We start from the raw sequence: 12,987 nt of genomic DNA on the forward strand, positions 1-12,987 counted from the left end.
CCCCGTCACCTCACCGCATCTCCTCCACCAGCTCCGCCAGGATCGCCGCCGACCGACGCTGGAGGCCCGGCCCGAACGTGATCCGGGTGGCGCCCCGTTCCCCGAGATCGGCGGGGGACAGCTCCCCGCCGATCAGCGCGAACATGTTGAGCGGGCCGTGGATCCCGGACCGCAGCAACGGCAGTACGGTCACCGGGGCGCCGATCGGATACACACAGTCGGCGCCCGCCGCGGTGTACAACGCGGCCCGCTCGATGGCCTGTTCGGGATCGGTGACCCCGCGCACGAAGGTGTCGATCCGGGCGTTGACGAACAGCTCGTCCCCGGCCGCGTACCGCACCTCGGCGAGCCACTCGGCGTGCTGGTGCGGGTCCTTGAGGACACCCCCGTCGGAGTCCTCAAGGTTGCAGCCCACGGCACCCGCCTCCAGCAGCCGCTCCACCAGCTCCTTCGGAGCCAGCCCATAGCCGCCCTCGACATCCGCGGACACCGGAATGTCCACCGCCCGGGCGATCCGCGCCACCGCCGCGAACATCTCGTCCGCCGGCGTCGACCCGTCCTCGTATCCGAGCGAGGCGGCGATCCCCGCGCTGGGCGTGGCGAGCGCCCGGTACCCGGCGTCGGCGAGGACACGCGCACTGGACGCGTCCCAGGGGCCCGGCAGGACGAGCGGGTCGTCCGGCGCGGGGCGTCGGTGCAGCTTGTGGAAGATCTCGACCTTGCTCATGGTGTGTAGCCTCCCGGCGGGATACGACGGCTCACCATCACCCGGTTCCAGTTGTTGATGGCGACGACCAGGCCTATGAGATGGGCGAGCTGCCCCTCGTCGAAGTGCTTGGCGGCCCGCTCGTACACGGTGTCCGGCACGAACCGGTCCGTCACGACGGTCACCGCCTCCGTGAGCGCGAGCGCGGCCCGCTCCCGCTCGTCGTAGACGCCGTCCCCGGCCTCCTCCCACGCCGCCAGCAGATCCAACTGCCGCTCGCTCACCCCGTGTTCGCGGGCGATCCGCAGATGCATGTCGAGGCAGAAGGCACAGTGGTTGAGCTGCGAGGCCCGGATCACGACCAGCTCGGCCAGCGCGGGGTCCCCGAGCCCCCTCTTCGCGGCGGCACTCAGCGCGGACATGGCCTGCCCGACCGCCCGGTCCAGCAGCCGCGTACGCCCCGTCACTTGTTCCCCGGCCGGTAGTGCCCGGGCACGAGCCGACAGCTCACCCCGAACCGGTTCCACGCGTTGATGACGGTGATCGCCGCGATCAGCTGCGCCAGCTCCGCCTCCTCGAAGTGCTTGGCGGCCCGCTCGTACACCGCGTCCGGCACGAACCCGTCCGTCAGCACGGTCACCGCCTCCGTCAGCGCCAGCGCCGCGAGCTCCTGCTCCGTGTAGAAGTGCTCCGACTCCTCCCACGCGCTCAGCTGGACGATCCGCTCGACGCTCTCGCCCGCCGCGAGTGCCTCCTTGCTGTGCATGTCGACGCAGAGCGCGCAGTGGTTGATCTGCGAGGCCCGGACCTTCACCAGCTCAAGGAGCTTCGGATCGAGGCCCTTCCGCGCGGCCGCGTCCAGCCGGACCATCGCCTTGAAGACCTCGGGGGCCTGCTCGGCCCAGTTCAGCCGGGGGAGGTGCTCAGGGGCGTACTCCACGGTCGAGGTGGTGCCGTCGTTGTTCATGGTCATGCTGTCGACACTACGAGTGAGGCTGCCCACCGGTATGGTCCATTCCCATGCCGAAATCCTGGGCCACTCTGGGCGTCGACCTGCACCTCGAACCCACCGGCCCCGGCCTGCGCCGGGGACTGACCGACGCCCTGCGCGAAGCCGTCCGCACCGGCCGCCTCGCCCCCGGCACCCGGCTGCCCTCCTCCCGCACCCTCGCCGTCGACCTCGGCCTCGCCCGCAACACCGTCGCCGACGCCTACGCCGACCTCGTCGCCGAGGGCTGGCTCACCGCGAAACAGGGCTCCGGCACCCGGGTCGCCGACCGCGCCGTGGTCCTGCCCTCCGGCACCGGCCCCGGCCGCCGGGAACAGCACGGCCCCGCCCACGACTTCCGCCCCGGCCACCCCGACCTCACCGCCTTCCCGCGCACCGAGTGGCTCAAGGCCACCCGCCGCGCCCTCCTCGCCGCCCCGCACCACGCCCTCGGCTACGGCGACCCCCGAGGCCGCGTCGAACTCCGCACCGCCCTCGCCGGCTACCTCGCCCGAGCCCGCGGCGTCCGCACCGACCCCGACCGCATCCTCATCACCGCGGGCTGCGCCCACGCCCTCCGCCTCCTCGGCACCGTCCTCCGGGCCCGCGGCGCCCGCTCCGTCGCCGTGGAGTCGTACGGCCTCGACGTCCACTGGAACCAACTCACCGCGGCCGGCCTCCACGCTGCCCCGCTCCCCTTCGACGAACGAGGCACCGACCCGACGGAGCTGACGGACCAGGGAGCCGTCCTGCTCACCCCCGCCCACCAGTTCCCGATGGGCGTCCCCCTCCACCGCGACCGGCGCACCGCGGTCGTCGACTGGGCCCGCCGCACCGGAGGCCTGGTCCTGGAGGACGACTACGACGGCGAGTTCCGCTACGACCGCCAGCCCGTCGGCGCCCTCCAGGGCCTCGACCCCGACCGCGTCGTCTACCTCGGCACCGCCAGCAAGTCCCTCGCCCCCGGCCTCCGCCTGGCCTGGGCGGTCCTCCCACCAGGCGTGGCGGACGAGGCAGCCGAGGCCAAGGGGAAAGTGGACACCTGCGGAGTCCTGGACCAACTGACCCTCGCCGAGTTCATCACCTCCGGCGCCTACGACCGCCACGTCCGTGCCTCCCGCCTCCGCTACCGCCGCCGCCGAGACGCCCTCGTCACCGCCCTGGCCCACCACGCCCCCGACGTCCACGTCACCGGCATCGCCGCCGGCCTCCACGCCGTCCTCCGCCTCCCACCCGACACCGAACAGTCCGTAACCCAGTCCGCCTCCTGGCAGGGCGTCGCCTTCCACGGCCTCTCCTACTTCCGCCACCCCCAGGCGGTGACCGAACACCTGGACGCGGCGGTGGTGGGATACGGCACCCCGTCGGACCGGGGGTGGACGGGGGCGTTGGAGGCGTTGTGCCGGGTGATGCCGTAGCGGACGGGCAGGGGTGGCGGGGGCGAAACCAGCCGACGGCACCCAAGACCCCGCCGTCACACCCCCACTGACTCCTCCGCCGGCGCCTCCCCGAACCGCGCCAGCCCCAAGGCCCCCGCCACCGCCACGAGGAACCCCACGACCGCGAGCCACCCCCACCCCTCCCGCGTACGGTCCCCGAGCCACACCACCCCCACCAGCGCGGGCCCGACCGTCTCCCCGATCACCATCGCCGCGGTGGCCGTCGTCACCGACCCCCGCTGCAGCGCCGACGTCAGACACAGGAACGCGGCCGCCCCGCCGAGCAGCAGGGCGTACGACGCCGGGTTGGCGAGCAGATCCGACGGCGCGAGGGAGTCGATCAGCCGTACCGCCACCTCGACGACCCCGAACCCGAACCCGGCCCCTAGCCCCAGCAGCAGCGCCCGCCCCCGTTCCGGCAGCCGCCCTCCGGTGAGGCCGAGCAGCAGCACGCCGACGGCGACGGCGAGCATCACGTACTTCAGCGCCCCCGGCCCGCTCCGCTCACCCTCCGTCCCCGAAGCCACCCCCAACATCGCGAGCCCGGCACACACCACCCCCACCGCGCCCCACTCCGCCCCGCTCAACCGCACCCGGAGCAGCCGCGCCGCCACCACGGCCGTCACGGCCAGGCTCGCCGCCAACGCCGCCCCGACCGCGTAGATCGGAACCGACCGCAACGCCGCGACCTGCAACAGGAACCCCAGCCCGTCCAGCGCCAGGCCCGCCAGATACCGCCACTGCCGCACCGCCCGCAACAGCAGCGCCGCCTCCCCGCCGGAGCCGTCGGCCGTGCCCGCCGCCCGCGCGGCAACCGCCTGCAACACCGTCGCCGTACCGAAACAGACCGCCGCACCAAGCGCACACAGCATCCCAAAGAGCACAAAGCGACTGTAGGGGAGTCGTGCAGACGGGCGGGGTGCCTGCACGGCGCTTATTACCGATCTCTAGGCTGACCGCCGGACAACCGCACGACGAACGACACGGCAACGGACAACGGGGAGACAGGCAATGGCGGAAACCAAGCGACGGCTGCGTTCGAGCACCGTCGTACTCGGTGGCATGGGAGTCGTCGCGGCAGCGCTGACATCCTGCAGCTCCGACCCCGACCGACGCTGCGTTGACCGCGACAGCTACACCTACGAGGGCTACAAGGTCGTCGCCGACAAGAACTGCAGCTCCAGCTCCTCTGGTTCCACGTCCTCGTACGGCAAGAGCGGCAAGAAGAAGACCGGCACGAGCGCCGACGCCGCCTGGTACTACGACTCCGACGTCAGCGGCGGCCGCGCCGACTACGGCACCTTCAGCAAGAGCGAGGCCGTGGACCGCGGCGGCTTCGGCTGCTCCAGCTCGGGCAGCGGCGGCGGCTGAGCGAACGCAGGACCGTAGGCACCGAAGGACCAGAAGCATGGAACGCCGCACCATCGAGCCCCGCCCCGGCTGGCAGCAGACCGTCGAGGAGCAGGGGCTCGTCTACCCCCTCACCCGCTATCCCGACGACTCACTGCGCCCCTACTGGGACGAGAGCGCCTACTACGTCTTCTCCCTCGACGAGGTCGAGGCCCTGGAGGAGGTCGTCGAGGAACTCCACCGCATGTGTCTGCGCGCGGCGGACCACATCGTCACGACCGACCGCTTCGCCGACCTCGGCATCACCGACCCGCGCATCGCGAAGGCCGTCGCCGAGGCCTGGCACCGCCGCGCCGAACTCCCCTCCGTCTACGGCCGCTTCGACCTGCGCTACGACGGCACCGGCCCCGCCAAGCTCCTGGAGTACAACGCCGACACCCCCACCTCCCTGGTCGAGGCCGCCTCCCCCCAGTGGTTCTGGATGGAGGAGCGCTTCCCCGGCGCCGACCAGTGGAACTCCCTCCACGAGCGCCTGGTCGCCGCCTGGAAGAACCAGGCCGCCCTGCTCCCGCCCGGCAGCCCCCTGTACTTCGCGTACTCCTCGGCCGACGAACTCGGCGAGGACCTCATGACCGTCGCCTACCTCCAGGAGACCGCCGAACAGGCGGGCCTGGACACCGCCTGGATCTCCATGGAGGAGATCGGCTGGGAAGGCCTGTCGGGCCGCTTCGTCGACAAGCAACTCCGCTTCATCCGCAGCTGCTTCAAGCTCTACCCTTGGGAATGGCTCACCACCGACCGCTTCGCCGACCACGTCCTCGACACCCTCGACAACGGCGGCGGCACCGGCAGCACCCTGTGGATCGAACCCGCCTGGAAGATGCTCCTCAGCAACAAGGCCCTCCTGGCCATCCTCTGGGAGCTCCACCCGAACCACCCCAACCTCCTCCCCGCCTACCTCGACGGCCCCCGCGAACTGGCGACCACGACCGGCTACGTCGCCAAGCCCCTCCTCGGCCGCGAGGGCGCCGGCGTCACCCTCCACGCCCCGAACACCGCCCCGCCCACCCCCGAAGAGCCCTGCTGCTACCAGCAGCTGTCCCCCCTCCCCGACTTCGACGGCAACCACGTCGTCCTCGGCGCCTGGGTCGTCGAGAACGAGTCCGCGGGCCTCGGCATCCGAGAATCCTCCGGCCTGATCACGGACGAGTACGCCCGCTTCCTGCCCCATGTGATCCTCTGAATGTGATCCTCTGACGCGCGGCGGCGATCATGAACGGCTAGACGCCGAGCACCCCTCGCAACTGGGCCAGCCCCCAGTCCAAGTCCTCCTTGGAGATCACCAGCGGCGGTGCGAGCCGGATGGTCGCGCCGTGGGTGTCCTTGACCAGGACGCCGCGGTCCATGAGTTTCTCGGAGATCTCGCGGCCGGTGCCATAGGCGGGGGCGATGTCCAGGCCCGCCCAGAGGCCGCGGCCCCGGACCGCCGTGACGCGGCCGGTGTCGGTCAGCAGGGACAGTTCGCGGTGGAGGTGGTCTCCGAGCTCGGCGGCCCGGGCCTGGTACTCGCCGGTGCGGAGCATCGCGATCACTTCGAGGGCCACCGCGCAGGCCAGGGGATTGCCGCCGAAGGTGGAGCCGTGTTCGCCGGGGCGGAAGACTCCCAGGACCGCCGCGCTCGACACCACCGCCGACACCGGGACGACCCCGCCGCCGAGCGCCTTGCCCAGGACGTACATGTCGGGCACCACGCCCTCGTGCTCGCAGGCGAAGGTACGGCCCGTCCGGCCGAGACCCGACTGGACCTCGTCCGCCACGAACAGGACGTTCCGCTCGCGCGTCAGCTCCCGGACCGCCGGCAGATAACCCGCCGGCGGCACCAGCACCCCTGCCTCGCCCTGGATCGGCTCCAGCAGCACCGCGACCGTGTTCTCCGTGACCGCCGCGCGCATCGCCGTGAGATCTCCGTACGGCACGATCTGGAAGCCGGGTGTGTAGGGGCCGTAGTCCGCCCGCGCCTCCGGATCCGTGGAGAAGCTGATCAAGGTCGTCGTACGGCCGTGGAAGTTGTTGCCCGCCACCACGATCTTCGCCATCTCCGCCGGCACGCCCTTGACCCGGTACCCCCACTTCCGGGCGGTCTTCACCGCCGTTTCCACCGCCTCCGCGCCGGTGTTCATCGGCAGCACCATCTCCATCCCGCACAGCTCCGCGAGCTCCTCGCAGAACGCCGCGAACCGGTCGTGATGGAAGGCCCGGCTCGTCAGCGTCACCCGCTCCAGCTGCGCCTTGGCCGCCTCGACGAGCCGTCGGTTGCGATGCCCGAAATTGAGCGCCGAATAGCCCGCCAGGAGATCCAGATACCGACGGCCCTCGACATCCGTCATCCAGGCCCCGTCCGCCGTGGCCACGACCACGGGCAGCGGATGGTAGGTGTGCGCACTGTGGGCATCGACCGAGCCGATGAGTCTCTCCGTGGCGTTCACGGGATCCTCCCAGGGGTGAGGTGGCCTCCTTCCTATCGTCGCTCGCATGGTGGACGCAGGACCTTTCCCGTCCGGCGCGCCCGGTAGGCTGACCGGCGGGCCGTGACTGGCGCGCTGGGATGGGACGGACCATCGGGGAGCGGCCTGTGAGTGACCGAGTGCCGTGCGCCTGGGCCGAACCGTGAATCGTGACCGCAACCCGCCACGCCATCCGGAGGCCGCACATGTCGGACCAGCAGCCCCTTTCCACCGAGTCCACCGCCTTCCGTGCCGCCCTCGACGTGATCCGCGCCGTCGAGCCGCGCGTCGCCAACGCCATCGGCCAGGAGGTCCACGACCAGCGCGAGATGCTCAAGCTGATCGCCTCCGAGAACTACGCCTCCCCGGCCACCCTCCTCGCGATGGGCAACTGGTTCAGCGACAAGTACGCCGAAGGCACCATCGGCCGCCGCTTCTACGCCGGCTGTCGCAACGTCGACACCGTCGAGTCGCTCGCCGCCGAGCACGCCAAGGAGCTCTTCGGCGCCCGCCACGCCTACGTCCAGCCGCACTCCGGCATCGACGCCAACCTCGTCGCCTTCTGGTCGGTCCTCGCCGCCCGCGTCGAGGTCCCCTTCCTGGAGAAGACCGGCGCCCGTCAGGTCAACGACCTCACCGACGCCGACTGGGCCGAGCTCCGCCAGGCCTTCGGCAACCAGCGCATGCTCGGCATGTCCCTGGACGCCGGCGGCCACCTCACCCACGGCTTCCGCCCGAACATCTCCGGCAAGATGTTCGACCAGCGCTCCTACGGCACCGACCCGGCCACCGGCCTCATCGACTACGAGGCGCTGCGGGTCTCCGCCCGTGAGTTCAAGCCGCTCATCATCGTCGCCGGCTACTCCGCCTACCCCCGGCTGGTGAACTTCCGCCTCATGCGCGAGATCGCCGACGAGGTCGGCGCGACCCTGATGGTGGACATGGCGCACTTCGCCGGTCTGGTCGCGGGCAAGGTGCTGACCGGTGACTTCGACCCGGTCCCGCACGCCCAGATCGTCACCACCACCACCCACAAGTCGCTGCGCGGCCCGCGCGGCGGCATGGTCCTGTGCGACGACTCCCTCAAGGACCAGGTCGACCGCGGCTGCCCGATGGTCCTCGGCGGCCCGCTCCCGCACGTCATGGCAGCCAAGGCCGTCGCCCTCGCCGAGGCCCGGCAGCCCGCCTTCCAGGACTACGCCCAGCGCATCGTCGACAACTCCCGCGCCCTCGCCGAGGGCCTGATGCGGCGCGGCGCGACCCTCGTCACCGGCGGCACCGACAACCACCTCAACCTGATCGACGTCGCCTCCTCCTACGGCCTCACCGGCCGTCAGGCCGAGGCCGCCCTCCTCGACTCCGGCATCGTCACCAACCGCAACGCGATCCCGGCCGACCCCAACGGCGCCTGGTACACCTCCGGCATCCGCATCGGCACCCCGGCCCTGACCACCCGTGGCCTGGGCACCGCCGAGATGGACGAGGTCGCCGCGCTCATCGACCGCGTCCTCACCACCACGGAGCCCGGCACCACCAAGTCCGGCGCCCCCTCCAAGGCCGCCCACGTCCTCGACCCCAAGGTCGCCGAAGAGATCTCCCACCGCGCGACCGACCTCGTGGCCGGCTTCCCGCTGTACCCGGAGATCGACCTGGGCTGACACACGCCCTCTGTTGAGTTGTCAAAGATCAGCGACTCTCATAGATCAATGAGTTCCTGACGTGGTTCCTCCCGCGGCGGTCCGGCCTCCAGCCGGCCCGCCGCGCGGCGTATCAGCACCGTCCCGCCGACACCGGCCGCCACCCCGACGGCGAGACCAGGCGCCGCCCACCCCCAGTCCGCGCCGTCCGCCGACTCTGCCCGCCGGGCCGGGGCCGGAGCGGTCGCGGGTGCCGACTCCGGCGCCCCGGTGCCCGTGCTGTCGGCGTCCATGTCCCAGGGCGGTGGATACTCCACGGCGTTCCCGTCCCCGGACGCCTTGCCCATCACGCCGAGGTCCTTGAGGAGGTTGCGGAGCACGGTGGGTCGGCCGGCGCGATGCCAGGTGCCGTTCGTCGTCGCGTCCAGGTTCGCCGCCGTATGGATCCAGACGTCCTGGGAGCCCACGCCCGGGTAGACCCTGTCGACCCGCCACGGCGACACATCGTGCAGCATCCATGTCACGTTGATCTGCGGGCCGGTGACCAGGTCGGCCTCGGGCGGTTTGACCGCCGTGCCCATGGCCGTGTCCCCGAGCAGCCGCTCCAACGCGCCGTACTGCCGGTCCGAGTAGTACAGCGACGCCGTCTCCGAGCTCTCCGGCGACACGATCAGCACGCTGGTCGGACCACCGGCCGACGCGGACCCGGCGCCCGCCAGAGTGAGCCCGACCGCGGCCCCCAACACCCCTGTCAGCGCCGCCAGTCGACGACAGCCGTCCCTCCGATCCACCGCACACCTGCGCATCCTGAGCCCCCAACTTGCCGATGCCGTACGGCCCGTCAGCACCCCCGCGAGCCGTCTGTCACTTCTGGTACACCGCTCGACCCGCCGGGGTTCCCACTCGGCCGGAACTAATCGAGAGGCTCCTCCAGCGACTTCGCGATCTCCACCGCCCGCGCCTTCGACGCCACCCCCTCCAGCCGCAGCGTCACCTCCTCGGCGCCCGACCCATGGCTCCACAGCAGCGTCGGCCCGGCCGTTCGCTCCTTCCGCGTGTAGCGCTCCCCGTCCGCGTCCACCAGCCAGAAGCTCAGCAGATGAGGGCGGGGAAACCACAGCGCCGTGTCATACGCGGGGCCGGTGTCCGAGCCGCTGAGGGAGATCCACTCGGGCTGCTCACGCACCGTCTTCGCGAAGGCCAGGTCCAGGTCCGCCGCGAACTCGTCGAGCCGGACCGTGGCCCCCCGCTCCCGCCAGCACAGGCTGACCAGGAACCGCCCCTGCGGCTCACCGGTCACCGCCACCGCGTCCGGAGCGCCCAGCGCGTCCGGCACCAAGGGTGCGAACCCGGCCCTCCGCTCGGCCTGCGCCAGCGAGACCGACCGCCCGCAGCCGGGCACCTCGGCACCGGACGAGGGCATCGCCGACGGGTCGTAGCGCACCTCGACCCCGCCGAAGTCGAACCAGTCGACGACCGCGGCCCGCACCGGCGGCGTGAGCGCGAGCACCGTCAGCAGCCCGCACAGGGTCGCCGTCAGGGAACGCCACCGCACCCGAGTCCAGCGCCGCACCGCCCTTAGCCGCCCACGGACCCCCGGCGGCTCGGCCACCGGGACCGGCAGACGCTCGGCGAGTATCTGCCCCAGCACCCGCTCCACCATCGTCTCGGAGTCCAGGGAACCCGGGGAGCCCAAGGGCCCGCCGGCACCGTCGACCCCGGGCGCGTCCAGCGATCTGCCCAGCGCCCGCAGCTCCTCCGGAAGGCCGGATACACCCCCCTTGGACCCTCGCTCACGGTCATGCCCCCGCGCACCCGGACCCCGGTCACCGCCACGGCCACGCGGCCCCCGGCCCCCGGCGCCCTCGGGCCCCCGGGCGCCCTCACCGCCGTACGACTCTCGTCCCTCACTCACGCTCATCACCTCCTTCCCCAGGCTTGAAATCCGGCAGCAGCCGGCCCATCTTCGTCAGCGCGCGGTTCAGCCGGGACTTCACCGTGCCCCGGGGCCAGCCCAGGGCCTGGGCGGTCTCGGACTCGTCCATCTCCAGCAGATAGCGGTAGGTGACGACCAGACGATGCTCCTCGCTCAGCAGCTCCAGGGCGGCCACGAGCTCCGCGCGGCGCTCCGCGTCCAGCGTCGCCACCGCCGGGTCCGCCGATTCCGGTATCAACGGCTCGGCCTCTATGAAGGCCGCCTCCCGGCCGGCGAGCGTGCGCTGGCGCGCCGCCGTACGCACTGTGTTCCTCGTCTCATTGGCCACGATCGACAGCAGCCACGGCCTGAACGCCGAGCCGTCCTTGAACGTGCCCAGCGCGCAGTACGCCTTGACGAAGGCCTGCTGCACCACGTCCTCCGCGTCCGCACCCGCCCCGAGTACCGCTGCCGCCCGCAGCGCGATGCCCGTATGGGCACGCACCAGCTCCGCGTACGCGTCCGGCTCCCCGGCGCGTACACGTGCGATCACCGCGGCCTCATCGACGATGCGGCCCCCCTCCCGCGTTCTCACACTCTTGTTACACCGCAGGAGACGGATCGGTTCCCATCTGTTTCCGACCAGTTCCGGATCGCACCCCGACACCTGAGAGAATGGTGAGCATGGCCTCTGACCGTCCCCGCGTGCTCTCCGGAATCCAGCCCACCGCAGGCTCGTTCCACCTCGGCAACTACCTCGGCGCCGTCCGCCAGTGGGTGGCCCTGCAGGAGTCCCACGACGCGTTCTACATGGTCGTCGACCTGCACGCGATCACGCTCCCGCAGGACCCGGCGGACCTGCGGGCCAACACCCGCCTCGCCGCCGCCCAGCTCCTCGCGGCCGGTCTCGACCCGGACCGCTGCACGCTCTTCGTGCAGAGCCACGTCCCCGAGCACGCGCAGCTCGCCTGGGTCTTCAACTGCCTCACCGGCTTCGGTGAGGCCTCCCGCATGACCCAGTTCAAGGACAAGTCCGCCAAGCAGGGCGCCGACCGCGCCAGCGTCGGCCTCTTCACGTACCCGATCCTCCAGGTCGCGGACATCCTGCTGTACCAGGCCAACGAGGTCCCCGTCGGCGAGGACCAGCGCCAGCACATCGAGCTCACCCGTGACCTCGCCACGCGCTTCAACGGCCGCTTCGGCGAGACCTTCACGCTGCCGAAGCCGTACATCCTCAAGGAGACGGCGAAGATCTACGACCTCCAGGACCCGTCGATCAAGATGAGCAAGTCGGCTTCCACGCCGAAGGGCCTGATCAACCTGCTCGACGACCCGAAGACCACCGCCAAGAAGGTTAAGAGCGCGGTCACCGACACCGACACCGTCATCCGCTTCGACAGCGAGAACAAGCCGGGCGTCAGCAACCTGCTCACCATCTACTCGACCCTCACGGGTACGGGAATCGCGGAACTGGAGCAGAAGTACGACGGCAAGGGCTACGGTGCGCTCAAGACGGACCTCGCCGAGGTCATGGTCGAGTTCGTGACGCCGTTCCGGGAGCGCACCCAGCAGTATCTGGACGACCCGGAGACGCTGGACTCGGTCCTGGCCAAGGGCGCGGAGAAGGCGCGCGCCGTCGCGGCGGAGACGCTGGCGCAGGCCTACGACCGGGTCGGCTTTCTGCCCGCCAAGCACTGAGGTCTGAGCCCGCACACACGTACCACTGGACAGAGCGCTGCACATCACTACGGTTGCGCCTGCCCACAGCACAGCCGTGGCCGTACAGTCGATAGCCGGACGGCCGGGACCGAACCCGACAGGAAGCCCGAGAGGGAAGACAGGAGACGACGTGGGGACCGTAACGATCGGCGTGTCGATCGCGGTCCCGGAGCCACACGGCAGCCTGCTCCAACAGCTGCGCGCGGGCTTCGGCGACCCCGCGGCTCATGGCATCCCCACGCACGTCACGCTGCTGCCGCCGACCGAGGTCGAGGACGGCGCGCTGCCGGCCATCGAGGCGCACCTCACCGAGGTCGCCGCGGCGGGGCGGCCGTTCCCGATGAAGCTGTCCGGCACGGGGACGTTCCGGCCGCTGTCGCCCGTGGTGTACGTGCAGGTCGTCGAGGGGGCCGAGGCCTGTACGTGGTTGCAGAAGCAGGTTCGTGACGCGTCCGGGCCCGTCGCGCGCGAGCTCCAGTTCCCCTATCACCCGCATGTGACCGTCGCCCATGGCATCGACGACGAGGCGATGGACCGGGCCTTCGAAGAACTGTCCGAGTACGTCGCCGAGTGGCCGTGCACCGGGTTCGCGCTCTATGAGCAGGGGGCCGACGGGGTGTGGCGGAAGCTGCATGAGTACGCGTTCGGTGGGGCTGTGGTGCCGCCGCAGGCTTCGGCGCCGGTGGAGCAAAAGGCCTAGGTCGTGGCGTAGCTGCGGGCCGGTGGGGG

The 12,987-nt window shown here is 71.3% G+C and carries 14 protein-coding genes and 1 riboswitch; of the genes, 6 read left to right on the forward strand and 8 right to left on the reverse strand.

Features of this window, described 5'->3' with window-relative positions; genetic code table 11:
- Positions 1-10: 10 nt before the first annotated feature.
- The 3 genes from ABZ928_RS31810 to ABZ928_RS31820 are packed head-to-tail and all read right to left on the reverse strand — an operon-like array spanning position 11 to position 1,679.
- On the reverse strand, positions 11-727 hold the full coding sequence (locus ABZ928_RS31810; protein WP_361526476.1) for an isocitrate lyase/phosphoenolpyruvate mutase family protein: 717 nt from the start codon (positions 725-727) through the stop codon (positions 11-13).
- The gene (locus ABZ928_RS31815; RefSeq protein ID WP_361526478.1) at positions 724-1,173 is read right to left on the reverse strand and encodes a carboxymuconolactone decarboxylase family protein; all 450 of its coding nucleotides are present in this window, start codon (positions 1,171-1,173) and stop codon (positions 724-726) included. The genes ABZ928_RS31810 and ABZ928_RS31815 overlap by 4 nt, the downstream gene beginning before the upstream one ends.
- Complete coding sequence (locus tag ABZ928_RS31820) at positions 1,170-1,679, reverse strand: carboxymuconolactone decarboxylase family protein (RefSeq protein WP_361526481.1); 510 nt, start codon at positions 1,677-1,679, stop codon at positions 1,170-1,172. Before ABZ928_RS31820 ends, ABZ928_RS31815 begins: the two co-directional genes overlap by 4 nt.
- Positions 1,680-1,726: 47 nt before the next feature.
- On the opposite strand from ABZ928_RS31820, the gene ABZ928_RS31825 reads away from it, so the two are divergent.
- Complete coding sequence (locus tag ABZ928_RS31825) at positions 1,727-3,112, forward strand: PLP-dependent aminotransferase family protein (RefSeq protein ID WP_361526484.1); 1,386 nt, start codon at positions 1,727-1,729, stop codon at positions 3,110-3,112.
- Between the two features lie 56 nt (positions 3,113-3,168).
- Here the strand turns inward: ABZ928_RS31825 and ABZ928_RS31830 are convergent, their stop codons facing one another.
- Positions 3,169-4,005 carry a hypothetical protein gene (locus tag ABZ928_RS31830; RefSeq protein WP_361526716.1) on the reverse strand — a complete coding sequence of 279 codons (837 nt, stop codon included), beginning with the start codon at positions 4,003-4,005 and terminating at the stop codon, positions 3,169-3,171.
- Between the two features lie 139 nt (positions 4,006-4,144).
- Between ABZ928_RS31830 and ABZ928_RS31835 the strand changes: the two genes are divergently transcribed.
- Both ABZ928_RS31835 and ABZ928_RS31840 read left to right on the forward strand, forming a co-directional pair.
- A complete protein-coding gene (locus ABZ928_RS31835; protein ID WP_361526486.1) occupies positions 4,145-4,504 on the forward strand; it encodes a hypothetical protein in 360 nt (119 codons plus the stop codon).
- A 37-nt stretch (positions 4,505-4,541) separates the two neighbouring features.
- Positions 4,542-5,726, forward strand: a complete 1,185-nt coding sequence (locus tag ABZ928_RS31840) for a glutathionylspermidine synthase family protein (RefSeq protein ID WP_361526489.1) — start codon at positions 4,542-4,544, stop codon at positions 5,724-5,726.
- 37 nt (positions 5,727-5,763) lie between these two features.
- Here ABZ928_RS31840 and rocD read toward each other — a convergent pair whose 3' ends face one another.
- Positions 5,764-6,969, reverse strand: coding sequence for an ornithine--oxo-acid transaminase (gene rocD / locus ABZ928_RS31845; RefSeq protein ID WP_361526492.1), 1,206 nt, complete (start codon positions 6,967-6,969; stop codon positions 5,764-5,766).
- 92 nt (positions 6,970-7,061) lie between these two features.
- Positions 7,062-7,151: riboswitch (ZMP/ZTP riboswitch) on the forward strand.
- 42 nt (positions 7,152-7,193) lie between these two features.
- On the opposite strand from rocD, the gene ABZ928_RS31850 reads away from it, so the two are divergent.
- Entirely contained in the window at positions 7,194-8,645 is a 1,452-nt protein-coding gene (locus tag ABZ928_RS31850; RefSeq protein WP_361526495.1) for a glycine hydroxymethyltransferase, read from the forward strand.
- A 38-nt stretch (positions 8,646-8,683) separates the two neighbouring features.
- On the opposite strand, the gene ABZ928_RS31855 is transcribed toward ABZ928_RS31850, so the two are convergent.
- From ABZ928_RS31855 to ABZ928_RS31865, 3 genes are all read right to left on the reverse strand, one after another.
- A complete protein-coding gene (locus ABZ928_RS31855; RefSeq protein ID WP_361526498.1) occupies positions 8,684-9,415 on the reverse strand; it encodes a hypothetical protein in 732 nt (243 codons plus the stop codon).
- A gap of 122 nt (positions 9,416-9,537) precedes the next feature.
- The gene (locus ABZ928_RS31860) at positions 9,538-10,545 is read right to left on the reverse strand and encodes a hypothetical protein (protein WP_361526501.1); all 1,008 of its coding nucleotides are present in this window, start codon (positions 10,543-10,545) and stop codon (positions 9,538-9,540) included.
- Complete coding sequence (locus tag ABZ928_RS31865; protein ID WP_361526504.1) at positions 10,532-11,092, reverse strand: RNA polymerase sigma factor; 561 nt, start codon at positions 11,090-11,092, stop codon at positions 10,532-10,534. Before ABZ928_RS31865 ends, ABZ928_RS31860 begins: the two co-directional genes overlap by 14 nt.
- Positions 11,093-11,223: 131 nt before the next feature.
- On the opposite strand from ABZ928_RS31865, the gene trpS reads away from it, so the two are divergent.
- Both trpS and ABZ928_RS31875 read left to right on the forward strand, forming a co-directional pair.
- Positions 11,224-12,237, forward strand: a complete 1,014-nt coding sequence (gene trpS / locus ABZ928_RS31870) for a tryptophan--tRNA ligase (protein WP_361526507.1) — start codon at positions 11,224-11,226, stop codon at positions 12,235-12,237.
- A 151-nt stretch (positions 12,238-12,388) separates the two neighbouring features.
- Positions 12,389-12,958, forward strand: a complete 570-nt coding sequence (locus ABZ928_RS31875) for a 2'-5' RNA ligase family protein (protein ID WP_361526510.1) — start codon at positions 12,389-12,391, stop codon at positions 12,956-12,958.
- Positions 12,959-12,987 lie beyond the last annotated feature (29 nt).

This window comes from Streptomyces sp. NPDC046909, from assembly GCF_040644695.1.
Taxonomy (GTDB): Bacteria; Actinomycetota; Actinomycetes; order Streptomycetales; family Streptomycetaceae; genus Streptomyces.